Here is a 21,354-nt window from a genome sequence, read left to right as displayed (position 1 = left end):
TCATGCAGGTGCCGAGGCCGCGTCGCGCACTGCGTCGCCGGGCTTGTCTGCCATGGCCCGGCATTCGGCGGCGCACAGGCGGCAGGCCGCCGCGCATTGCTGGCAATGGTCCATCTGGTGGCTGCCGCACTCTGCGGCGCACATCTCGCACAGGTCGGCGCAGGCGGCGCAGATGGTAGCGGCCGCTTCCGAGCCGCGCGCCATGAGGGCAGCCGCCGCCCGGCAGACCTGGGCGCAGTCGATGTCCAGCGCGATGCAGCGCGCCATCATCTTGACGTCTTTTTCATGCAGGCAACTGGCGGCGCAGAAATCGCAGGCGTCGGCGCAGTCGTTGCAGGCTTCGATACAGTTGGCGTATTGGGCGCGTTCCATGATGTGCTGTCCTCCATTCGATGATCGCCCACCGTAGCATCGCGCGCCGGCCCTCGCCGCACGGTACTGCCAGGCAAGCGCGTCCGGCCGAGTCCTACAGCGCCACGCCAAGCCGGCCGATAGCGGCGCCTGCCCGCCCACGCCAGAATGGGCCATGATCATCGACAGGAGGCGCATATGAACAATCCGACACCCACGACCGGACAAGACCAGCCATCGACCACCATCGGCGTTGGCGGACAGACCAGTGGCCAGCAAGGCGCCAGCGCGACACATGAAACCCAGCAGGAAACCGGCGGCAACGGCGGCGCAGGTCTGACCCGCAACCAGGCAGGCCCGGACGTCAATGCGCCCAACGGCGCGCCTGGACAGGTCCCGCCGCCCACGGCGGCGCCTGACGGCGCGCCGGTGGTCGGCGGCAACCCGCGCGAGTCGGCCGACAGCGCCATGACCCACGCCAATCCCGGTGCGCAGGACACCCGCGCGGGCCAGGCCGGCGTGCGCGAGACGGGTCTGGGCGCGCCGGAAACCGGCGCCAACCAGGACCAGGGCGACCTGCCGCCGGTTCAGCCGTGACCCGTTGAAAGATCAGGCCGGCGCGAGCGCCTGCTGCTGCGCCAGCCGGCGCCACCACCACCAGGACACGATGGCGTTGATCCAGAACCCGGCGTATAGCACCGCCGTCAGCATCAGGCCGCGGCTGTAGTACAGCGGAACCGCGATGGTATTGACGAGCAGCCACACCGGCCAGTTCTCGATGCGCCGCTGCATCATGAGCAGCTGGGCGATGACGCTGAACACCAGCACCGCCGAGTCGATGAACGGCGCATAGGCATCGGTATAGAAGTGCAGCAGCGCGCCGTAGGCCGCCGTCGCGGCGATCCCGGCCGGCGCCATCCAGGCCAGCGACCGCCAGCCCGCATGGGTGATCGGCAGCGGCGCGCCGTTGCTGCCATGCAGCCAGCGCCACCAGCCGAGGATGCCGGTGGCGACGAAGAAGGCCTGCAATAGCACGTCGGCATACAGGCGGCTCTGTGCGAACAGCAGGCCGAACAGCACGCAACCGACGATGCCGGTCCACCAGGTATGCACGTTGTTGCGTCCGGCCAGCAGGATGGCGGCGGCGGTGAAGGCGTTCGCCGCCAGCTCCAGGGGGCTCGGGATAGTCATGCGGCGGCGCCCGCGGGCCGGGATGGCATCATGAAGTCGCTCCAGATGGGCTCAGGTGAAGGAGCGGCTACTGTAAGCGAGACCGATGCCTTGCCGCAAGGTCTCGCTGGTCACGCCCTGGCGGGCGTGCGGATTACATGCGAATCGTGCCGTGCTCGCCGTCCACGTCCGGCTGGGTGCCGGTCACGGCCGCCTTGGCCATGGCGAACATGCGTACCATCTTGCTGTCGTTCGAATCCCAGTATTCGGCGGCGTGCGGGACCACGCGCACCAGCACTGCATGCTGGTCTTGCGGACCGGCCGGGAACCAGGCCTGCACCATCGGATTCCAACGCTTTTCGACCTCGGCGCGGTCGACGATGCGCTCGGCGCGGCCGCTGACCGACACGTAGGTGCTGTCGTCGCTGTCGGCGAAGCTGATGTTGACTTCGGGCTGGTGGGCGATGCTTTCCCACAGGTCGGTGGTCGAGTTGGCGAAGAACCACAGGCCGCCCTGATCGTCGAGCTCCTGCTTGGTCATCGGCTGGCTGACCAGGTGGTCGTGCGCGTCGCGGAAGGTGAACATGGCGAAACGCATCGAGCCGATGCGGTCTTCGAGGGCGGCGACGTGATTGCGGTCTGGAAGCATGATGACTCCTTCATGGATGAGTAAAACCCGATGCTAGCCTGCGCACGCCGGCGTTTCCGTGCGCGGACGAACGCTGGACCCGGGCACGGTTGGCTACCCGGCTATGGTGGGAAGCAGCTGTTTACTGATACCGCCAGCAACTCGGCCGGCAACTGAGCAGTTCCCTCGCCGGGGCCAGTCAAATCGTCTATAGTGATGCCTCTGTACAAATATGACATTGCCATGAAATTTGACGTCGCTATCGTCGGCAGCGGTCTGGCCGGCCTGTCGGTTGCACTGCACCTCGCGCAGACGCGCAAGGTCGCGATCATTTCCAAGCGCGAGCTGCTGGATGGGGCAAGCAACTGGGCCCAGGGCGGCATCGCCGCCGTGCTCGACTCGGGCGACAGTCACGACCAGCACATCGCCGACACCCTGGTGGCCGGCGCCGGTCTGTGCGACGAAGCGGCGACCCGCTATATCGTCGAGCACGGCCGCGAAGCGATCGAATGGCTGATCGAGCAAGGCGTGCCGTTCACCCGCGACGAGACGGCCGAGCTCGGCTTTCACCTGACCCGCGAAGGCGGCCACAGCCAGCGCCGCATCATCCACGCCGCCGACGCCACCGGCCACGCGGTGCAGGTGACGCTGGAACAGAAGGTGCGCGCGCACCCGAACATCGCCCTGTTCGAGCACCACGTGGCGATCGACGTGATCACCTCGGACAAGCTCACCGGCAAGGGCGTGCACGGCGGCGCCCCGACCCTGGTCGGCCAGCCGCGCTGCCACGGCCTGTACGTGCAGGACGTCAGGAACGGCAACGTGCTGACCTTCGAGGCCGAGCACACCGTGCTGGCCACCGGCGGCGCCGGCAAGGTCTACCTGTACACCACCAATCCCGACACCGCCACCGGCGACGGCATCGCCCTGGCCTGGCGCGCCGGCTGCCGGGTGTCGAACATGGAATTCATGCAGTTCCATCCGACCTGCCTGTACCACCCGTATGCCAAGTCGTTCCTGATCACCGAGGCGATCCGCGGCGAAGGCGGCGTGCTCAAGCTCCCGCCGGAGGCAGGTGTGGCCGGCGGCACCCGCTTCATGCCGGTACACGACGAGCGCGGAGAGTTAGCCCCGCGCGACGTGGTGGCGCGCGCCATCGACTACGAGATGAAGAAGCGCGGCCTCGATTACGTGCACCTGGACATCAGCCACCAGGATCCGGAATTCCTCAAGGAACACTTCCCGACGATCTATGCGCGCTGCCTGGAGTTTGGCATCGACATCACGCGGGAACCGATCCCCGTGGTGCCGGCGGTGCACTTTACCTGCGGCGGCATCGTCACCGACCTGGCCGGGCGCACGGATATCCCCGGCCTGTACGCGGTGGGCGAAACCGCCTGCACCGGGCTGCACGGCGCCAACCGCCTGGCCAGCAACTCGCTGCTCGAATGCGTGGTGGTGGGCCGCGCCTGCGCGCAGCAGATCGCGGCCGCCCCGGGCATCGAGAATCCGACGCTGCCGCCGTGGGACGAGAGCCGCGTCACCAATGCCGACGAAGAAGTCGTGATCGCCCACAACTGGGACGAGCTGCGCCGCTTCATGTGGAATTACGTCGGCATCGTGCGCACGACCAAGCGCCTGGAGCGGGCGCTGCACCGGATCAAGCTGCTCAAGGAAGAGATCGACGAGTACTACCGCAACTTCCGCATCACGCCCGACCTGCTGGAGCTGCGCAACCTGGTCGAAGTGGCGCACCTGATCGTCGAGAGCGCGCTGTCGCGCCGCGAGAGCCGCGGCCTGCATTATTCGCGCGACTTCCCGGACACCTTGCCGAAGGCGCTGCCGAGCGTGCTGACGCCGCGCCGGCCCTGATTCCAGCCGGTCCTTCCATGCATTTCCACGCGGCGCCATCGTGCGCCGCGACTTCTTTCGAGAATCGCCATGCAGCGCCAGCCCCTTACTCCCTCGACTGCCCTCCTGCTCACCGTGCCGCCGATCCTGTGGGCCGGCAATGCCGTGGTCGGCCGCCTGGTGCGCGACGCGGTGCCGCCGATGACGCTCAACCTGATCCGCTGGAGCATCGCCTTGATGATCCTGGTGCCGCTCGGGCGCGCCGCCCTGCGCGCCGGCAGCGGCGTGCTTGAAAACTGGAAGCGCTACAGCCTGCTCGGCCTGCTGGGGGTCGGGCTGTACAACTCGCTGCAATACCTGGCGCTGCAGAGCTCGTCGCCGATCAACGTCACCCTGGTGGCGTCCGGCGTGCCGGTGTGGATGCTGCTGGTCGGACGCCTGTTCTTCAACGTACCGGTGCGGCGTCGCCAGGTCGTGGGCGCGCTGCTGTCGATTGCCGGCGTGCTGGTGGTCATGTGCCGGGGCGACCTGGCCCAGTTGGCGGCGCTGCGCCTGGTGGCGGGCGACCTGTACATGATCCTGGCGACGATTGCCTGGTCGTTCTACAGCTGGCTGCTGATGCAGCAGAAGGACGTGCCGGCCCTGCGCGCCGACTGGGCCGCGTTCCTGCTGGCGCAGGTCGCCTACGGCGTGCTGTGGTCGGGCGTGCTGGCGGGCGGCGAATGGGCGCTGAAGGATGTCGCGATCGCCTGGAGCTGGCCATTGGTGGCGGCGCTACTGTACGTGGCGATCGGGCCGGCGATCCTGGCCATGCGCTGCTGGGGTGCGGGCGTGCAGCGCGCCGGACCGACGCTGGGGTCGTTCTTCATCAACCTGACGCCGCTGTTCACTGCGCTGCTGTCGTCGACTTTCCTGGGCGAGGCGCCGCATCTCTATCATGCGCTGGCGTTTGCCATGATCGTAGGTGGTATCGCGGTGTCGGCGCGGACATCATCCTGAGTCAGCCAACTGCGGTGTCCACGCGCCTATCGTGTTTCGGTCACCCGGCGAGAATGCTACGATCCCATGCATGGAGGATCGAGCAGCATGGCAGAAGCATTCGGCGCCGTCGAAAGTGGCGCGCACTTGATGGAGCGTTCGGCGCATGAGCTGGCTGAACAACTGGCGGTATTCCTGGGACGCCATTCCCGGACGCTGGTACTGACCGGCGCCGGCCTGTCGACGGCCTCCGGCATCCCCGACTATCGGGATCGCGACGGCGTACGCCGCGGCCGGCTGCCGATCCAGGGCCCGGAATTTCGCCGCGATCCCGCCATCCAGCGCCGCTACTGGGCGCGCAGCATGGTCGGATGGCCGGTGCTGACCAAGGCGCGGCCCAACGAAGGCCACCGCGCGCTGGCCGCGCTCGAGCAAGGCAACAAGCTCGGCTTCATCCTGACCCAGAACGTCGATGGCTTGCACCAGCAGGCCGGCAGCCACGCCGTACTCGAGCTGCACGGCAATATTCACCACGTTGCCTGCTTCGGCTGCGGCGCCCAGTTCCCGCGCGCGTTTATCCAGACCCAGCTGCAGGCAGCCAATCCTGGCCTGAATGAAACCATGGCGCAGCCCTTGCCGGACGGCGACGCCGCGCTCGATACCGACACCATGGACGAGGTGCAAGCCAACTTCGTGCTGCCCGTGTGCGTGCACTGCGGCGGCGTCCTGATGCCGGACGTGGTCTTCTTCGGGGACAACGTACCCCCGGCACGTACCGCCTGCGCGCTGGCGCAGATGGAGGCTGCCGACGCGCTGCTGGTGGTCGGGTCGTCGTTGATGGTGTATTCCGGCTTTCGCTTCTGTCGGCTGGCGCAGGCGGCCGGCAAGCCGATCGCTGCGGTGAACCTCGGCCGTACCCGCGCTGACGACCTGCTCGCACTGAAGCTGGAAGCGTCGAGCGAACAGCTCTTGCCGCTGGTGGCGCGTCTGCTGGGTGCGGATTCACCGGCGTCGCTGCCGGACCTACTCGATCCTAGGGGGATATTGTGAACACAACCTATCGCATCCACGGCGCGCCACGTTCGCGCCCGCGCCTGGCCACAGGCACGGCGCTGGCCGGCCTCGGCCTGCTGGCGTCCTTCCTCTACGTGCGCGCCAAGACCCGCCAGGCCGAGCGCGACAATCCGCCGACCGGCAAGTTCGTCACGGTCGACGGCGTGCGCCTGCATTACCTGGAACGCGGCGCAGGTCCGACCCTGGTTCTGCTGCACGGCAACGGCACGTATTCGCGCGACTTCGAGATCAGCGGCCTGATCGAGCGCGCGGCCGAGCACTACCGGGTGATTGCCTTCGACCGCCCCGGTTTCGGCTACAGCGAACGGCCGCGCGACACCATGTGGACGCCGGACAACCAGGCCTGCCTGCTGCACCATGCGCTGCAGGCGCTGGGCGTCGACAACGCGATCGTGCTGGGCCATTCGTGGGGCACGCTGGTGGCGCTGGCGATGGGTTTGCGGGTGCCGCACTTCGTGCGCGGTCTGGTGCTGGTGTCGGGATATTACTATCCGAGCCCGCGGCTGGACGTGGCGCTGAGTTCACCGCCGGCGCTGCCGGTGGTGGGTGACCTGATGCGCTATACGGTGGCGCCGCTGGCCGGACGGCTGCTGTGGCGCGGCACGCTCAAGCGCGCGTTTGCGCCTCAGAAAATTCCCGACAGCTATCGTGCGATGCCCGCCTGGATGGCGCTGCGGCCGTCGCAACTGCGCGCCAGCGCGGCCGAGAGCGCGCTGATGGTGCCGTCGGCGGCGTCGCTGGCGCGGCGCTATGCGCGCCTGAAAGTGCCGGTGCAGCTGCTGTCCGGCACGCGCGACGCGGTAGTCGATTGCACCCACAACGCCGAACGTCTGCATGAACGGCTGCGCAATGGCGAGCTGGGACTGGAGCCGGGTGTCGGCCACATGCTGCACCATGCCCATCCGGAAAAAGTGCTGGCGGCAATCGATGCCATCGCGTCCCAGGCCGGCGTGCCGCCGGCGCTGCACAACGCGCGCGCCGAAGCGCTGGCGCGGGCCAGCGAGAGCGGCGTCTAGGGAAATCGCGGCGATCAGCCGCCGTTGAACTTGATCGCCAGGCCGGCGATCAGCGCGCCGGCCATCGCCAGCGACAGCGCGCCGTGCAGCGCGGTCGAGCCGATCGACGATTCGGCGGCGGCGGCGTCGCGCTTCATGGCCAGCGCGCGGCCGAGCACGACCGGACGCAGGAAGCCGCGCACGCCTACCAGCAGCATGCCGATGCCGAAGAACAGCTCGCCGTTCATGTTGTACTTGATGCCGTCGAGCACCTGGGGCACGCCGAGCAGCAGGCCGAAGCCGAGCCAGAACAGGCGGGAACCGAGGGAGCGCTGGATCTTGGAAGTGATCATGGGTATGCAGAAAAAAGATGGCACAGGCGCCGCCGGGGCGCCCGCATGAGATGCAGCCGGGCCAGGCCCGGCCGGCGAAGGCTGGATCTAGACGATCCGCAGCGAGTAATCGGTGGCGCGCACGTCCTTGGTCAGGCTGCCGATCGAGATGCGGTCGACGCCCGTCTCTGCGATCGCGCGCACCGTGTCCATATTGATGCCGCCCGAGGCTTCGAGCAGCGCACGGCCGCCATTCACCTGCACCGCCTGGCGCATCATGTCCAGGTCAAAATTGTCCAGCAAGACAGACTTGACGCCGGCCGCCAGCGCTTCCTCGAGCTGGGCGATGGTCTCGACCTCGATCTGCACCGGCACGCCGGCGTCGAGCGCCGTCGCCGCCTGCAGCGCCGCGCTCACCCCGCCGGCGGCGGCGATGTGGTTTTCCTTGATCAGGATGCCGTCGTACAGCGCCATGCGCTGGTTCTGGCCGCCACCGACGCGCACCGCATATTTCTGCGCCAGGCGCAGGCCCGGCAGCGTCTTGCGGGTGTCGAGGATGGCGGCCTGCGTGCCGGCCACCACCCCGACGTAGCGCCGGGTGGCGCTGGCCACGCCCGACAGCAACTGCATGAAGTTCAGCGCGCCGCGCTCGGCGGTAAGCAGCGAGCGCGGGTTGGCGGCGATGGTGCAGACGGTGCTGTCGGCGGTCATCAGGTCGCCTTCGGCATAGTGCCATTCGATCTCGGTGTCCTGGTCGATCGCCAGCATCACGCCCTCGAACCACGGGGCGCCGCACAGCACGGCCGCTTCGCGCACGATCACGCGCGCGGTCACGCGGGTGTCGCCCGGCACCAGCTTGCCGGTCAGGTCGCCGCTGCCGACGTCTTCCAGCAGCGCGGCCAGGATGTTCTGCTCGAAGGCCGCCTGCAGCTTGTCGTCGAACTGGGCGTGGGGATTCTTGAGGGTACTCATGCGGGTCCTACTCCCGAGAACATCGGGGCATTGTTTTCCAGTTTGCCGGTCGGCAGCGCCTTGGCTCGCTTGGCGGCGGCGAAGTCGAGCATACGGTCGATGGCGCGCCTGGCCTTCAAGCCCGTGTCGGGATCGACGTGGATCTCGTTGTTGCCGTTTTCCAGCACCGCGGCCAGGTTGCGCAGGCCATTCATCGCCATCCACGGGCAGTGCGCGCAGCTTTTACAGGTGGCGCTGTTGCCGGCAGTCGGCGCTTCGATGAAGGTTTTACCGGGCGCGGCCATGCGCATTTTGTGCAGGATGCCGTTGTCGGTGGCGACGATGAAATGGGTTGCGTCCATGGTCTGGGCCGCGTTGATCAGCTGGGTGGTCGAGCCGACCGCGTCGGCCTGGGCCACCACATTCGCCGGCGACTCCGGGTGCACCAGCACCTTGGCCAGCGGGTATTCCGCCTTCAGCAGGTCGAGTTCGATACCCTTGAATTCGTCGTGCACCAGGCACGAGCCCTGCCACAGCAGCATGTCGGCGCCGGTCTTGGCCTGGATGTAGGAACCCAGGTGACGGTCGGGCGCCCACAGGATCTTCTTGCCCTGCGCGTGCAGCTCGGCCACGATGTCGAGGCCGATCGACGAGGTCACCATCCAGTCGGCGCGCGCCTTCACGGCGGCGCTGGTGTTGGCGTAGACGACCACGGTGCGGTCCGGATGCTGGTCGCAGAAGGCGGCGAATTCGTCGGCCGGGCAGCCCAGGTCGAGCGAACAGGTGGCGTCCAGGTCCGGCATCAGGATGGTTTTTTCGGGGCTCAGGATCTTGGCCGTCTCGCCCATGAAGCGCACGCCGGCCACCACCAGGGTCTGGGCCGGATGGTCGCGCCCGAAGCGCGCCATCTCGAGCGAGTCGGAGACGCAGCCGCCGGTTTCCTCGGCCAGGTCTTGCAGGTCGCCGTCGACGTAGTAGTGGGCGACCAGCACGGCGCCACGTTCTTTCAGCAGGCGGCGGATGCGGTCCTTGAGTTCGGCCCGTTCGGCCAGTTCCGGGGCGCTCGGAACACGCGCCCAGGCTTCGGCCGTGCAGGCCATGCCGGCCTGGGGCCGGTCGTATTCGAATGTCTTGATCGGTACGGCGCTTTGTGCGGTATTCATACTCGTTCTTCTTGTCTCCGGGAGTGGCGTCGCGGTCGCGGGCGCCTCTCCAATATTACTCGCTACGCTATCAGTCGATACCCTGGCTCTTCAGGTATTCCTCATACGTGCCCTGGAAATCGACCACGTCGTGTTCGCGAATCTCGATCACGCGGGTCGCCAGCGACGACACGAATTCGCGGTCGTGCGAGACAAAGATCAGGGTGCCGGCGTACTTGTCCAGTGCGATGTTGAGCGACTCGATCGACTCCATGTCCATGTGGTTGGTCGGCTCGTCCAGCAGCAGCACGTTGTGGCGGCCCAGCATCAGCTTGCCGTACATCATGCGGCCCTTTTCACCACCCGACAGCACGCGCACCGACTTCTTGACTTCGTCGCCGCCGAACAGCAGGCGGCCCAGGATCGAGCGCACCGCCTGGTCGTCGTCGCCCTCTTGCGTCCACTTGCCCATCCAGTCGGTCAGGTTGTCGTCGAGCGCGAATTCCTCGGTCGGATCCTGCGGCATGTAGCCCGGATTGGCGTTCTCGGCCCACTTGACGCGGCCGCTGTCCGGCTGCAGGCCGCACAGGTCGCCGCCGATCGAACGCAGCAGCGTGGTCTTGCCGGCGCCGTTGGCGCCGATGATCGCGATCCGCTCGCCGGCCTCGACCATGATCGAGAAGTTCTTGAACAGCTGGCGGTCGTAGGCTTTCGAGATGTTCTCGGCTTCCACCGCCAGGCGGTGCAGCTTCTTCTCGCCTTCGAAGCGCACGAAGGGATAGGCGCGCGAGGATGGCTTGAACTCTTCGATCTTGATCTTGTCGATCTGCTTGGCGCGCGAGGTCGCCTGGCGTGCCTTGGACTTGTTCGCGGAGAAGCGGCGCACGAAGTCCTGCAGTTCGGCGACCTTCTCCTTGGCCTTGGCGTTGTTGGCCAGCTGCTGGTTGCGCGCCTGGGTCGAGGCCAGCATGTAGTCGTCGTAATTGCCCGGATACACCTTCAGGGTGCCGTAGTCCATGTCGGCCACGTGGGTGCAGACCTGGTTCAGGAAGTGACGATCGTGGGAAATGATGATCATGGTGGAGTTACGCTCGTTGAGCATGTTTTCCAGCCAGCGGATCGTGTTGATGTCCAGGTTGTTGGTCGGTTCGTCGAGCAGCAGGATGTCCGGGTTCGAGAACAGGGCCTGGGCCAGCAGCACGCGCAGCTTCCAGCCCGGCGCCACGGCGCTCATCGGGCCCTGGTGCAGGTCGGTGCCGATTTCCAGACCCAGCAGCAGTTCGCCGGCGCGCGCCTCGGCCGAGTAGCCGTCGTATTCGGCCACTTTGCCTTCCAGCTCGGCCGCTTTCATGTAGTCGTCGTCGGTCGCGTCCGGGTTGTTGTAGATGGCGTCGCGCTCGGCGATCGCGTTCCACAGCTCGGTGTGGCCCATCATGACCACGTCCAGCACGCGCACGTCTTCGTAGGCGAACTGGTCCTGGCGCAATTTACCCAGGCGCTCGCCCGGATCCAGGCTGACGTTGCCGGCGGACGGTTCCAGGTCGCCGCCCAGGATCTTCATGAAGGTCGACTTGCCGCAGCCGTTGGCGCCGATCAGACCATAGCGGTTGCCCTCGCCGAATTTGACGGAAATATTCTCGAACAGCGGCTTGGCGCCGAATTGCATCGTGATGTTGGCTGTGGATAGCACTTGTATGAACCCCAAAAAGCGTATTTGATTAACCGGCTATTTTACCATTGCATGCCAGAGCGGGCGAATGATTGGCCGCAGGAAGAGCCTGGTGCGCCCCATGGCGCCCGCTCAGGCGCAGCGCAGGGTCGGATAATTGCTCAAGGTGAGCGAAAAACCTGTGTCGCCGGACACCAGATGGCCGTCGGACCCGAACGGGATCGTGACCCGGTGCGGGCCGTGGCCAAACGTCAGCCCGGTGAGCACCGGCAGCGGCAGCGTGGCGCGCAGGTAGGCCAGCATGGCGTCGAAGTCGTAGCCATTGTCCTGCGGGCCGATGCGGTAGCCGGAAAAGTCGCCCAGCACCAGCGCGCGCTGGTGCGCCAGGACGCCGGCCTGGTGCAGCTGCAGCAGCATGCGCTCGACCCGGAACGGGTGTTCGGCAATGTCTTCCACGAACAGGATGCCACCCTCGATGCGTGGGAAATACGGCGTGCCGAGCAGCGAAACCAGCATCGCCAGGTTGCCGCCCCAGACCGTGCCGTGCAGGTCGAGCGCCGGATTGCCGGCCGCCGTCTCCACGATCGTGTGTTCCGGCCCGGCCAGGCAGCGCCAGAAATCGCCCAGCGTGAAAGGATCGGGCTCGGCCGCGCCGAAGTCGCCGGCGATCATCGGCCCGGCATAGCTCTGGACCCCGGTCTTCGCCATCAGGCCCATGTGCAAGGCGGTGACGTCGGAAAAGCCGACCAGGAGCTTGCCGCTGGCGGCGATGGCCTCGAAGTCGACCTGCGGCAGCAGCCGGGTGATGCCGTAGCCGCCGCGCAGCGCGATGATCAGTTGCACCTCGGGATCGTCGATCGCCGCCTGCAGCTGCGCCAGCCGGCCTTCGTCGGAACCGCCGAAACGCAGGTGGATGCAGCTGTGATCATAGTGGTTGCGCACCAGGCAGCCCTGGGCTTCGAGCCGGGCGACGGCGCGCTCGACCGCGGACGGGTCTTGGGTGCAGCCGGACGGGGCGACGATGGCGACGCCGACGCGTGTAACGACACTGGATGGTATCACTGTTTGACGAATAGCCGGGGTGTGGAATCTGGCAACATCTTACCCCGGGCATGGGAGTCGATCAAGGCAAGCAGCCGCTCGACCAGCTGTGGCGGCAGGTCGTGGCCCATGCCTTCGATCAGTTCCAGGCGCGCTTGCGGGATGCGCGCGGCGACGTCGCGCCCGCACGCCGCCGGCACCAGCGGGTCGGCGGCGCCGTGGATCACCAGCGTCGGCGCGGTGATGCTCTCCAGCGCGGCGCTGTTGTCGCCGGCCGCCAGCAGCGCCAGCATCTGGCGCGCCACGCCACCCGGACAATGGCTGCGCCGCAAGGAACGCGCCACACGCCGCTGCAGCTGCTTGTCCGGCGTCGGATACGAGGGACTGCCGAGCGCGCGCAGCAGCGCCACCTCGTGGGCGATCACGCTGTCGAGGTCGAGCGGATTGGCCGGCCGTGCGGCCAGGATCTTGCGCACCGATGGCGCCGGGCCCGGCAGACCACGGCGGCCGCTGGTGGTCATGATGGCGGTCAGGCTCGACACCCGCTGCGGATGGCGCGCGGCCAGCGTCTGCGCCACCATGCCGCCCAGCGCCGAGACTCCGACCACGTGGGCACGGGCCACGCCCAGCGCCGACAGCACGCCGAGCGCATCCTCGGCCATGTCGTCCAGCCGATAGACCGGGCGCAGGCGCAGGCCGAGCGCCGCCTTGATGCGCGCCAGCGCCAGGTTCGGCACCCCGGCCTGCTCGAATTTGGTGGAGAGACCGCAATCGCGGTGGTCGAACCGGATCACGTAGAAGCCCAGCTCGACCAGGCTCTCGACGAATTCGTCGGGCCAGTTGGTCAGCTGCATGCCGAGGCCGTGGATCAGCAGCAGCGGCGCGGCTTTCGGATCGCCCGCGGTATCGAAGGCGAGGCGCAGTCCATTGGCGTGGAGAGTAGGCATGACGGCAAGGTCGGCGGTTCGGCAGTGCCGCGTGGTGCGGCGTGTGGCCAGCATAACATCATCGGTGCGGGCATGGCGCAATGCGCGTGCGGACGTGTGCCGCACGCACGTAGTGCGTTATTCTTCTCCAGCAGTGCTCGCCGGTTACCGCTTTTGCGGTAACTTGTGGGCTGGCTGAGCGGTGGCGGCGAAAATCTCGCCGCTTTGATAGGAACAACCATGGATACCACCGATGCAGGCGAGCGCCGGGTCGCTTCCAGTGCGCTCGCAGACTCTCTTGCGCGCCAGCGGGCGACCGTGCTGGCGCAGTGGCGCGCGCGCGTGCAGGCGACTGGCAGCTCACGCAATGGCCCGCACCTGGCGCAGGCCGCCCCTGTCCTGCTGGACGAGCTCGCCACGCAGCTGGCGGGCAATGCTGCCGGCGGCACCGGCATCGCCCCCGACCTGGGGCCCTGGCTCGGACCCGGCCGCTACGGTGCGCGCGAGCTGGCGTGCGAGCTGCAGCTGCTGCGCGCGACCCTGTTCACGGCGCTGATGGCCGAACAGGTCTTGTCCGCACACGACGTCGAGCTGATCGGCGCCACCTTCGACGCCTGGCTGCTGGCCGCGGCCACGCGCAGCGCCGCCTTTCCCGGTTTCAGCGACGCCTGCATCTCCGGCTTCGCGCACGATTTGCGCAACCCGCTCAGCGTGGCCAGCGCCACCGCCCAGCTGATCGGCCTGAAGTCCGACGATCCGGGCGTGGCCGGCCTGGCTGCGCGCATTGTCAAGAAAATCGCCGACGCCGACGCCCTGATCCAGACCCTGCAGGATGCGGCCGTGCTCGACGGCAAGGAGATCAAGCTGCAGATCTCGACGTTCGACATCATGGCGCTGGTGGAAGAAGTCTGCGTCGACCTGCCCCTGCTGGGCCAGCCGGTGAACATCGTCGGCGAGCGCATCGACGGCCACTGGTGCCGCGCGGCGCTCAAGCGGGCGCTGGAAAACCTGGTGACCAGGGCGCGCAAGCACGGCAAGCGCGCCGGGCCGATCACGGTGCGGGTGCAGCGCGATGGCGAGCGGATGGGGCTATCGGTGCACAACCACGGCGCGCCGATCGGCATCGAGGACATGGCGCGCCTGTTCGATCCGCCGCAGCATGCCGACGAGATCGCGCTCAAGGGATGGAGCCTGGGGCTGCCCTATGTGCGCAGCGTGGCCGAGAGCCACGGCGGCGCGATGGCGGTGGACAGCGGCGAGGAGCGCGGCACCACGTTTACGTTGCACCTGCCGGTCGATGCGCGCGCGTTTGCCGCGACATGATGCGACGACTTAATCGTCCTTGGGCTGCACCGGCTTGCGGGCAGCGGCGCGGCGTTCGGCAAAGAAGGCCTTGAGCATCAGGCTGGCCTCGCCGGCCAGCACCCCGCCCACCACCTCGGTGTGGTGATTCAGTTTTTCTTCGCCGAACAGGTTGAGCACCGAGCCGCAGGCGCCGGTCTTGGGGTCGGTGGCGGCGTACACCACGCGCGCCAGGCGCGCATGCATCATCGCGCCGGAACACATGATGCACGGTTCCAGCGTCACGTACAGTTCGCAGCCGGGCAGCCGGTAATTGCCCAGCTTTTCGGCGCCGGCGCGCAGCGCGACGATTTCGGCGTGGGCGGTCGGATCGTGGCCGCCGATCGGCTGATTGAAGCCGGTCGCGATCACCTGGCCATCCTTGACCAGCACCGCGCCGACCGGCACCTCGCCGCGCTCCCAGGCCAGGCGCGCCTGCGCCAGCGCCAGCGTCATGAAACGCTCGTCCGGCGTCAGGTCCGCGTCCGGCGCGGCGGCGCCGGGCATGCCGCCCGTGGCGCTGTCAGCCGCGGCCGCGGCCGGGGTGCATTCACACATCGGTGATCTCGGCCCAGCAGTTCGGGGTTTCGTGCAGCACCAGCTTGTGCAGGCGCAGGCCGGTGCCGAAGCGGTCGGTGAACACGGTCTTGAGGATGTTGAAGGCGACGCGCGCCAGGTTTTCCACGGTCGGGATGCAGTCGATCACCACCGTCTTGTGGCCCGGCAGCGAGGCCAGGAATTCGCGCACCTTGTCGTCCTTTTCGTAGACCAGGAAAGCGTGGTCCCAGACGTCGACCAGGTGTTGCTTGGCCAGCGCCTTGACGTCTGAGAAGTCCATGATCATGCCGTTGTCGGAATTGCCGTCGGCATCGATCACGTCGCCCGTCAGGGTGATCTCGAGGACGTAGCGGTGGCCGTGCAGGTTGCGGCACTGGCTCTTGTGGTCGGGAATCCGGTGGCCGGCATCGAATTCGAGTTTGCGGGTAATGGTCAGCATGGAAAGTCAGCCTGTAAAGCGTAAGGTGTTAAGGAATCTGGAGCAGCTTGTGCGTTTGCAGGCTGAGTTTCCACTTCGGGTTCTGGCGGCAGGTCTCGATCGCCAGGCGGGTATTGTGCGCGGCCAGCGGGCCGTCCATCGGCTGCACGAAAAAGTGCTCGAAGTCCAGGCCCTCGTAGGCAGCCAGGTTTTGGCCGGTCTGCGGGATGACGACCTTGATCTCGCTGCCCTTCTCCACCACCAGCTGCGAGCCCATCTTCGGGCTGACGCAGATCCAGTCCACGCCCGGCGGCACCGGCAGCGTGCCGTTGGTTTCGATGGCGATGGTGAAGCCGCGCGCGTGCATGGCCTCGATCAGCGCGGCGTCCAGTTGCAGCAGCGGTTCTCCGCCAGTGAAGACGACGTATTTGCTGGCGGTATGGGTGGTCGGCCACAGGCCGTCGATCTCAAGCGCCAGCGCGGCCGCTTCCTTGAACTTGCCGCCGCGTTCGCCGTCGGTGCCGACGAAGTCGGTGTCGCAGAACTGGCAGACCGACGTCGCGCGGTCGGCCTCGCGGCCGGTCCACAGGTTGCAGCCGGAAAAGCGGCAGAACACGGCCGGGCGCCCGGCGTGGGCGCCTTCACCCTGCAGGGTGTAGAAGATCTCTTTGATGCTGTAAGTCACGGTAAACCTCTCGTCAACCTTCCATTATAGCGCGCCAGGCGCGGCGGCGCAGCAGGCCGTTGGCCGGCAGCCACTCCGCCCACGGCTCGTTCACCCGGCACGGATATTGACTATGGACAATATTCCTACGACGCAGCCCCGGTAAATTCTTACAGGAATCTTCCGAACAAAGTCAGAAGGATGCCATGACCAACACCATGATTTTCTTTGCCGCCAGCCTTGCGGTCACCTTCGGCGCGCTGCTGCTGGCCGGTGTCGGCCTGCGCCGCAGCGCCATCGCCGGCGAACGCAACCGCTCGCTGGAACGGCAGCTGGCGGCCGAGCGCGAGGCGCGCCATCTGGCCGACCAGGGCGTGGCTGCCAGCCACGAGGTGCTGTGCCGCCTGGTGCGCCAGCAGGACGCTGCGCGTAGCGCGGCCGGGGCCGCCCGCGGCGGCGCTGGCACCGACAACCTGCGCCATGCGCTCGAACGCTGCCTGGTCGAACACGCCGAGCAATTCGGCGTACGTTGCCGCTTCGAGGCCGGCGTCGATCCGGCGGCCCATCCGGTCGGCCGCGCCGCACGGCTGGCCGTGTTCGAGGTGCTGCATGAAGTGTTGGCCAGCTGCAAGGACGGTCGCGCCGACCTGCACGTGCGCCTGAGCGAAGGCATGAACACGCTGGCGCTCGACGTCCAGGCCGGCGCTTCGGTGGGCAGCGCGCCGGCGCAACTGACTGACGCGCTGAGCAGGCAGGTGCGCGCCCTCGGCGGCGTGCTGCGCCTGGCCGCCGCGCCGGGCCGGCCCAGCCATTGGTCGCTGTCGCTCCCGATGCGGGCGACGGCCGAGCCGGCGCCGGTGGCCTGATGTTCCCCGCCTGGCCGGATGCCGGCCCGGCTATTCCTCTTGTCTGACGCCCGCCACAGCCAGATTCGTCTTGTCTTGGATCAATAGCCCGTCTCTGCGCCGGTAGCAGAATCGTTTCCTGTCGGCAGCAATCAAGCTGCCGCCAGCGAACCCAGAGGATGGCTCATGATCAGTCCCGACAGTATCGGCGCCGGCGCGCTCAACCCTTCCGGTGCGCACGGCAACGGCATCGTCATGTCCGGCCCAGGTTCCGCGCCGGTGCATGCCGCCCTGATCCACGACGCGGCCTTCGTCGGCCAGCTGATGGAAAGCCTGTCGGTGCCGGTGTTCGTGCTGGACACCGCGGCGCGCGTCACGATCTGGAACCGGGCCTGTGAACAGTTGACGGGCGTGGCCGCCAGCGACGTCCTGGGCACGCGCGACCACTGGCGCAGCTTTTATGACCGCGAGCGTCCGACGCTGGCCGACCTGGTGCTGCAGGGCCGGCGCGACGCCGAGCCGGGCGCCGACACCTGCGCCATGCAGCATCTTCCCGGCGCCGTCGCGAACAGCGGCGGCCGCTCGGCGCTGGCCGGCACCCTGTCGCTGGAAAGCTGGTGCGACATGCCGCGCGCCGGCAAGCGGCGCTATCTGGCGGCCGACGCCAGTCCGATCTTCGATGCGCGCGGCCGCCTGTCGGCGGTGGTCGAGACGCTGCGCGACCTGACCGAGGAAAAGATGGCGCAGGCCGCGCTCGAGCAGCTGGCCACCCGCGACGGCCTGACGGGTCTTGCCAACCGGCGCTGCTTCGACAATACCCTGCGCGCCGAATGGTCGCGCGCCCTGCGCCAGAAGCAGCCGCTGTCGCTGCTGATGGTCGACGTCGACAATTTTAAAGCCTATAACGACGCCAACGGCCACCTGGGTGGCGACGAATGCCTCAAGCGCGTGGCGCGCGCGGTGGCCAGCGAGATGCGCGCCAACGACCTGGTGGCGCGCTATGGCGGCGAAGAATTCGCCGTGATCCTGCCCAACCAGTCGCTGAAAGGCGCGGCCATCGTCGCCGAACGCATCCGCGCCAGGGTCGAGCGCCTCGAGCTGCCGTGCAGCTTCGCGCCCGGCCACGTGACGGTGTCGATCGGCGCCGCCACCGCGCTGGCGGGGCCGGACAACGACGCCAGCCAGCTGGTCGCGATCGCCGACGCGGCGCTGTACCGGGCCAAGCACATGGGGCGCAACCGCATCAGCCTGCCGATGAGCGAAGCGGCCTGACGTCCCGAGAGCACCGGTATCGAGCACCGGGCCGGGGCCGTCCCGGCTGCTGTTCATTCCATGGCGAATCGACTATGCTGCGCGCTGGTTTATTTTCCAAGGAGACATCTGTGCTCAAGTCGATCCTGTCGCGCACCGCGCTGGCGACCGCCATTGCGGCGCTGTTCCTGGCCGCCGCGCCGGCCGGCGCCGTTACCCCGGCCACCCCTGCTTCCGCCGACGTGCTGCCGTTCAAGGCCCTAGAGAAAACCCTGGCCAACGGCCTGAAGGTGATCGTGGTGCCGACCGGCTTCCCGAACCTGGTCTCGGTCCACATCCCGGTGCAGACCGGTTCGCGCAACGAAGTCGAGCCGGGCAAGTCGGGCTTCGCCCACTTCTTCGAGCACATGATGTTCCGCGGTACGCCGACCTATCCGCCCGAGAAGTACCAGGAAGTGATCACGCGCGCCGGGGCGCGCCAGAACGCCTACACCAGCGACGACCTCACCAACTACTACACCACCTTCGCCAAGCAGGACCTGGAGACGGTGCTGAAGGTCGAGGCCGACCGCTTCCAGCACCTGTCGTATCCGGTGGCGGCGTTCAAGACCGAATCGCGTGCCGTGCTGGGCGAGTACAACAAGAACAGCGCCAACCCGATGTCGAAGCTGTTCGAGGCCCAGCGCGAAGCCGCCTACACCAGCCACACGTATAAGCACACGACGATGGGCTTCCTCAAGGATATCGAGGACATGCCCAACCAGTACGAGTATTCGAAGGTGTTCTTCGATCGCTGGTACCGCCCGGAGCGCACCACCGTGATCATCGCCGGCGACGTCGAGCCGGCCAAGGCGGTGGCGCTGGTCGAGAAGTACTGGGCCGGCTGGAAGCGCGGCACGTTCAAGTCGAACGTCCCGGTCGAACCGGCGCCGCGCGGCGCGCTTTACCGCCACGTGGCTTGGCAGACCCCGACCCTGCCGCTGGTGACGGTCGGTTTCCGCGCTCCGTCCTTCATCGCCGACCAGAAGGAGCAGGCGGCGCTGTCGATGCTGCTGTCGCTGAGTTTTGGACGTACCTCGCCGCTGTACAAGCGCCTGGTGCAGGACGAACAGAAGGTCGACCAGCTGATGGACTCGACCCCGAACCGGGTCGATCCGACCCTGGCCACCATCATCGCCCGCGTGAAAAAGCCGGCCGATGCCTTGTACGTACGCGACTCCATCCTGCAGACCGTGGCCAGGCTGCGCGACGAGCCGGTCGATGCACGCGAACTGGCCGACGCCAAGTCGGCGCAGAAGTATGGCCTGATCCGTTCGCTCGACAATACCGAAGCGATCGCCGCCACCCTGGCGTCGTATGTGCACTTCGAGCGCTCCTACGGCACCCTGAACCGCTACTACCGCGTGGTCGACAGCCTGACCCCGGCCGACCTGCAGGCCGCGGCGCGCAAATACCTGGTCGACGACAGCCTGATCGTGACCACCCTGTCGCACGACGCCCTGCCCGCCGGTATCGACAAGCTGCCGCAGCTGGCCCAGTTCGCCCCGGCGCCGTCAAACGTGAAATTCGACGTGCTGGTACAGAAGTCGACGCTGCCGCAGATCCGCTTCAAACTCCTGTTCGCGGCCGGCTCGGCGCATGACCCGAAGGGCAAGGAAGGCCTGGCGGCCTTGAGCGCCGCGATGGTGGCGTCGAGCGGCTCACGCGAGCGCAAGATCGACGAAGTGACCAAGGCCCTGTTCCCGCTGGCCGGCAGCTTCACCGAGCAGACCGACAAGGAAATGACTACCTTCACCGGCGCCATCCACAAGGACAACTGGGACCAGTTCCTGGGCATCGCGCTGCCGCTGCTGGTCGATCCGGGCTTCCGCGAAGAAGACTTCCGCCGCCTCAAGGACTCCCAGCGCAATGCGCTGGTGCTGGACCTGAAGGACAACAACGAGGAAGAATTCGGCAAGGAGCGCCTGCAAGCAAATGTGTTCGCCGGCACCCAGTACGGCCATCCGGTGCTGGGCACCGTGGCCGGGATCGAGGCCATCACCCTGGACGACGTGAAGGCCTTCTACCGCCAGGCCTACACCCAGGGCGCGGTGCGCGTCGGCATCTCGGGCGACGTCTCGGATGCCATGAACGCCTCGCTGCAAAAGGCGCTGGCGCGCCTGCCGCAAGGCGCCGGCCTGGCCGCCACCGCCACCCCGCGCGGCCGCATGCCGAACGGGCTGGAAGTCGAGATCGTCGAAAAGAACACGCGTGCCACCGCGATCTCGTTCGGCCTGCCGATCGAGGTCACGCGCAAGCATCCGGATTTTGCCGCCCTGTGGATCGCCAAGACCTGGCTCGGCGAGCACCGCGCCTCGAGCGCGCGCCTGTACCAGCGCATCCGCGAAGAGCGCGGCATGAACTACGGCGACTACGCCTATATCGAAGCCTTCCCGCGCGGTATGTTCCAGTTCTTCCCGAACCCGAACCTGGGCCGCAAGGCGCAGCTGTTCGAGGTCTGGATCCGCCCGGTGGCGCCGCAGAACGGCCACTTCGCACTGCGCGTGGCGCTGCATGAGCTGGGGCAGCTGGTCGACCAGGGCCTGTCGCAGGCCGATTTCGAGACCACCCGCGATTACCTGATGAAGAACGTGTTCGTGATGACGGCGACGCAGGACCAGCGTCTGGGTTACGCCCTCGATTCGCAGTGGTATGGAACGCCGGAGTTCACCGGCATGATGCGCGATGCGCTGGGCAAGCTGACCGTGGCCGACGTGAATGCGGCCATCAAGCGGCACCTGTCGGCCAGGAACCTGTCGGTGGTGATGATCACCAGGGATGGGGCGGCGCTGAAGGAGGCGCTGGTGAGCGATGCGTTCTCGGCGATCAAGTACGACGCCAACAAGCCGCAGTCGCTGCTGGATGAAGACAAGGCGATCGGGGGGATGAAGCTGGATATCAAGGCCGGAGCGGTGAAGGTGACGCCGGCGGCGCAGGTGTTTGCGAAATAAGTCTGCGTGGACTGCGTTGGCGCTGTCTGCACATGGTCAGCGTCTAACCATCCCCACTATCCTGAAAACCGTCGTCCCCGCGCAGGCGGGGACCCAAGTACGTCGCGTACCACTAAAGTCAACGAGAGTGGCTGTGCGAAGTAAACTTGGGTCCCCGCCTTCGCGGGGACGACGGTCTT

The 21,354-nt window shown here is 67.2% G+C and carries 21 protein-coding genes; 9 read left to right on the top strand and 12 right to left on the bottom strand.

The features are described 5' to 3' along the window. On the bottom strand, positions 1-372 hold the full coding sequence (locus tag QPK27_RS20655) for a four-helix bundle copper-binding protein (RefSeq protein ID WP_290420057.1): 372 nt from the start codon (positions 370-372) through the stop codon (positions 1-3). 177 nt (positions 373-549) lie between these two features. Between QPK27_RS20655 and QPK27_RS20650 the strand changes: the two genes are divergently transcribed. Then, a complete protein-coding gene (locus tag QPK27_RS20650; RefSeq protein WP_290420056.1) occupies positions 550-948 on the top strand; it encodes a hypothetical protein in 399 nt (132 codons plus the stop codon). Positions 949-960: 12 nt separating this feature from the next. Here the strand turns inward: QPK27_RS20650 and pnuC are convergent, their stop codons facing one another. Both pnuC and QPK27_RS20640 read right to left on the bottom strand, forming a co-directional pair. After that, positions 961-1,536, bottom strand: coding sequence for a nicotinamide riboside transporter PnuC (gene pnuC / locus QPK27_RS20645; RefSeq protein WP_290420067.1), 576 nt, complete (start codon positions 1,534-1,536; stop codon positions 961-963). Positions 1,537-1,675: 139 nt separating this feature from the next. Then, complete coding sequence (locus QPK27_RS20640; RefSeq protein WP_290420055.1) at positions 1,676-2,170, bottom strand: pyridoxamine 5'-phosphate oxidase family protein; 495 nt, start codon at positions 2,168-2,170, stop codon at positions 1,676-1,678. 222 nt (positions 2,171-2,392) lie between these two features. Here QPK27_RS20640 and nadB point away from each other — a divergent pair, with 222 nt between their 5' ends. The 4 genes from nadB (at position 2,393) to QPK27_RS20620 (ending at position 7,068) form a co-directional block, all read left to right on the top strand. Beyond that, positions 2,393-4,021, top strand: coding sequence for an L-aspartate oxidase (gene nadB / locus QPK27_RS20635; protein ID WP_290420054.1), 1,629 nt, complete (start codon positions 2,393-2,395; stop codon positions 4,019-4,021). Between the two features lie 69 nt (positions 4,022-4,090). After that, on the top strand, positions 4,091-4,999 hold the full coding sequence (locus QPK27_RS20630) for a DMT family transporter (RefSeq protein ID WP_290420053.1): 909 nt from the start codon (positions 4,091-4,093) through the stop codon (positions 4,997-4,999). 129 nt (positions 5,000-5,128) lie between these two features. Beyond that, on the top strand, positions 5,129-6,028 hold the full coding sequence (locus QPK27_RS20625) for an NAD-dependent protein deacetylase (RefSeq protein ID WP_290420066.1): 900 nt from the start codon (positions 5,129-5,131) through the stop codon (positions 6,026-6,028). Further along, entirely contained in the window at positions 6,025-7,068 is a 1,044-nt protein-coding gene (locus QPK27_RS20620) for an alpha/beta fold hydrolase (protein ID WP_290420052.1), read from the top strand. Before QPK27_RS20625 ends, QPK27_RS20620 begins: the two co-directional genes overlap by 4 nt. A gap of 14 nt (positions 7,069-7,082) precedes the next feature. On the opposite strand, the gene QPK27_RS20615 is transcribed toward QPK27_RS20620, so the two are convergent. The 6 genes from QPK27_RS20615 to QPK27_RS20590 form a co-directional block, all read right to left on the bottom strand. Further along, positions 7,083-7,400: a hypothetical protein gene (locus QPK27_RS20615; protein ID WP_290420051.1), complete on the bottom strand. Its 318-nt coding sequence runs from the start codon at positions 7,398-7,400 to the stop codon at positions 7,083-7,085. A gap of 87 nt (positions 7,401-7,487) precedes the next feature. Next, positions 7,488-8,351: a carboxylating nicotinate-nucleotide diphosphorylase gene (gene nadC, locus QPK27_RS20610; protein ID WP_290420050.1), complete on the bottom strand. Its 864-nt coding sequence runs from the start codon at positions 8,349-8,351 to the stop codon at positions 7,488-7,490. Continuing rightward, positions 8,348-9,493: a quinolinate synthase NadA gene (nadA, locus tag QPK27_RS20605; RefSeq protein WP_290420049.1), complete on the bottom strand. Its 1,146-nt coding sequence runs from the start codon at positions 9,491-9,493 to the stop codon at positions 8,348-8,350. The genes nadC and nadA overlap by 4 nt, the downstream gene beginning before the upstream one ends. Before the next feature lie 70 nt (positions 9,494-9,563). Continuing rightward, positions 9,564-11,162: an ABC-F family ATPase gene (locus QPK27_RS20600; protein WP_290420048.1), complete on the bottom strand. Its 1,599-nt coding sequence runs from the start codon at positions 11,160-11,162 to the stop codon at positions 9,564-9,566. A gap of 111 nt (positions 11,163-11,273) precedes the next feature. Further along, positions 11,274-12,203, bottom strand: coding sequence for a muramoyltetrapeptide carboxypeptidase (ldcA, locus tag QPK27_RS20595; RefSeq protein ID WP_290420047.1), 930 nt, complete (start codon positions 12,201-12,203; stop codon positions 11,274-11,276). Beyond that, positions 12,200-13,129, bottom strand: coding sequence for an alpha/beta fold hydrolase (locus QPK27_RS20590; RefSeq protein WP_290420046.1), 930 nt, complete (start codon positions 13,127-13,129; stop codon positions 12,200-12,202). The genes ldcA and QPK27_RS20590 overlap by 4 nt, the downstream gene beginning before the upstream one ends. Positions 13,130-13,348: 219 nt before the next feature. Between QPK27_RS20590 and QPK27_RS20585 the strand changes: the two genes are divergently transcribed. Continuing rightward, the gene (locus QPK27_RS20585) at positions 13,349-14,431 is read left to right on the top strand and encodes a sensor histidine kinase KdpD (protein WP_290420045.1); all 1,083 of its coding nucleotides are present in this window, start codon (positions 13,349-13,351) and stop codon (positions 14,429-14,431) included. A 9-nt stretch (positions 14,432-14,440) separates the two neighbouring features. Here the strand turns inward: QPK27_RS20585 and tadA are convergent, their stop codons facing one another. The 3 genes from tadA to queE are packed head-to-tail and all read right to left on the bottom strand — an operon-like array spanning position 14,441 to position 16,110. Beyond that, the gene (tadA, locus tag QPK27_RS20580) at positions 14,441-14,956 is read right to left on the bottom strand and encodes a tRNA adenosine(34) deaminase TadA (RefSeq protein WP_290420065.1); all 516 of its coding nucleotides are present in this window, start codon (positions 14,954-14,956) and stop codon (positions 14,441-14,443) included. A gap of 43 nt (positions 14,957-14,999) precedes the next feature. After that, positions 15,000-15,446, bottom strand: a complete 447-nt coding sequence (gene queD, locus QPK27_RS20575) for a 6-carboxytetrahydropterin synthase QueD (protein WP_290420044.1) — start codon at positions 15,444-15,446, stop codon at positions 15,000-15,002. 28 nt (positions 15,447-15,474) lie between these two features. Next, positions 15,475-16,110 carry a 7-carboxy-7-deazaguanine synthase gene (queE, locus tag QPK27_RS20570; protein WP_290420043.1) on the bottom strand — a complete coding sequence of 212 codons (636 nt, stop codon included), beginning with the start codon at positions 16,108-16,110 and terminating at the stop codon, positions 15,475-15,477. 185 nt (positions 16,111-16,295) lie between these two features. On the opposite strand from queE, the gene QPK27_RS20565 reads away from it, so the two are divergent. From QPK27_RS20565 to QPK27_RS20555, 3 genes are all read left to right on the top strand, one after another. Continuing rightward, positions 16,296-16,955 (top strand): hypothetical protein, encoded by a 660-nt coding sequence (locus QPK27_RS20565; RefSeq protein WP_290420042.1) that lies wholly within the window; start codon positions 16,296-16,298, stop codon positions 16,953-16,955. A 234-nt stretch (positions 16,956-17,189) separates the two neighbouring features. Next, positions 17,190-18,206 (top strand): diguanylate cyclase, encoded by a 1,017-nt coding sequence (locus QPK27_RS20560; protein WP_374047097.1) that lies wholly within the window; start codon positions 17,190-17,192, stop codon positions 18,204-18,206. Between the two features lie 110 nt (positions 18,207-18,316). Beyond that, on the top strand, positions 18,317-21,175 hold the full coding sequence (locus QPK27_RS20555; protein WP_290420041.1) for a pitrilysin family protein: 2,859 nt from the start codon (positions 18,317-18,319) through the stop codon (positions 21,173-21,175). The last annotated feature ends 179 nt before the right edge of the window (positions 21,176-21,354 follow it).

The organism is Massilia sp. YIM B02443, from assembly GCF_030411955.1.
Lineage (GTDB): Bacteria > Pseudomonadota > Gammaproteobacteria > Burkholderiales > Burkholderiaceae_D > Telluria.
This window is presented reverse-complemented; position numbering and strand designations above follow the sequence as displayed.

Bases quoted from the DNA above. Each gene is read 5' to 3' on its own strand.
- QPK27_RS20590 (WP_290420046.1), bottom strand. From the start codon at position 13,129: ATGCCTACTCTCCACGCCAATGGACTGCGCCTCGCCTTCGATACCGCG.
- nadC (WP_290420050.1), bottom strand. From the start codon at position 8,351: ATGAGTACCCTCAAGAATCCCCACGCCCAGTTCGACGACAAGCTGCAG.
- QPK27_RS20565 (WP_290420042.1), top strand. From the start codon at position 16,296: ATGACCAACACCATGATTTTCTTTGCCGCCAGCCTTGCGGTCACCTTC.
- QPK27_RS20650 (WP_290420056.1), top strand. From the start codon at position 550: ATGAACAATCCGACACCCACGACCGGACAAGACCAGCCATCGACCACC.
- QPK27_RS20655 (WP_290420057.1), bottom strand. From the start codon at position 372: ATGGAACGCGCCCAATACGCCAACTGTATCGAAGCCTGCAACGACTGC.
- QPK27_RS20625 (WP_290420066.1), top strand. From the start codon at position 5,129: ATGGAGCGTTCGGCGCATGAGCTGGCTGAACAACTGGCGGTATTCCTG.
- nadB (WP_290420054.1), top strand. From the start codon at position 2,393: ATGAAATTTGACGTCGCTATCGTCGGCAGCGGTCTGGCCGGCCTGTCG.
- QPK27_RS20640 (WP_290420055.1), bottom strand. From the start codon at position 2,170: ATGCTTCCAGACCGCAATCACGTCGCCGCCCTCGAAGACCGCATCGGC.
- queD (WP_290420044.1), bottom strand. From the start codon at position 15,446: ATGCTGACCATTACCCGCAAACTCGAATTCGATGCCGGCCACCGGATT.
- tadA (WP_290420065.1), bottom strand. From the start codon at position 14,956: ATGCCCGGCGCCGCCGCGCCGGACGCGGACCTGACGCCGGACGAGCGT.
- nadA (WP_290420049.1), bottom strand. From the start codon at position 9,493: ATGAATACCGCACAAAGCGCCGTACCGATCAAGACATTCGAATACGAC.
- QPK27_RS20560 (WP_374047097.1), top strand. From the start codon at position 17,190: ATGTCCGGCCCAGGTTCCGCGCCGGTGCATGCCGCCCTGATCCACGAC.
- QPK27_RS20630 (WP_290420053.1), top strand. From the start codon at position 4,091: ATGCAGCGCCAGCCCCTTACTCCCTCGACTGCCCTCCTGCTCACCGTG.
- QPK27_RS20585 (WP_290420045.1), top strand. From the start codon at position 13,349: ATGGATACCACCGATGCAGGCGAGCGCCGGGTCGCTTCCAGTGCGCTC.
- QPK27_RS20615 (WP_290420051.1), bottom strand. From the start codon at position 7,400: ATGATCACTTCCAAGATCCAGCGCTCCCTCGGTTCCCGCCTGTTCTGG.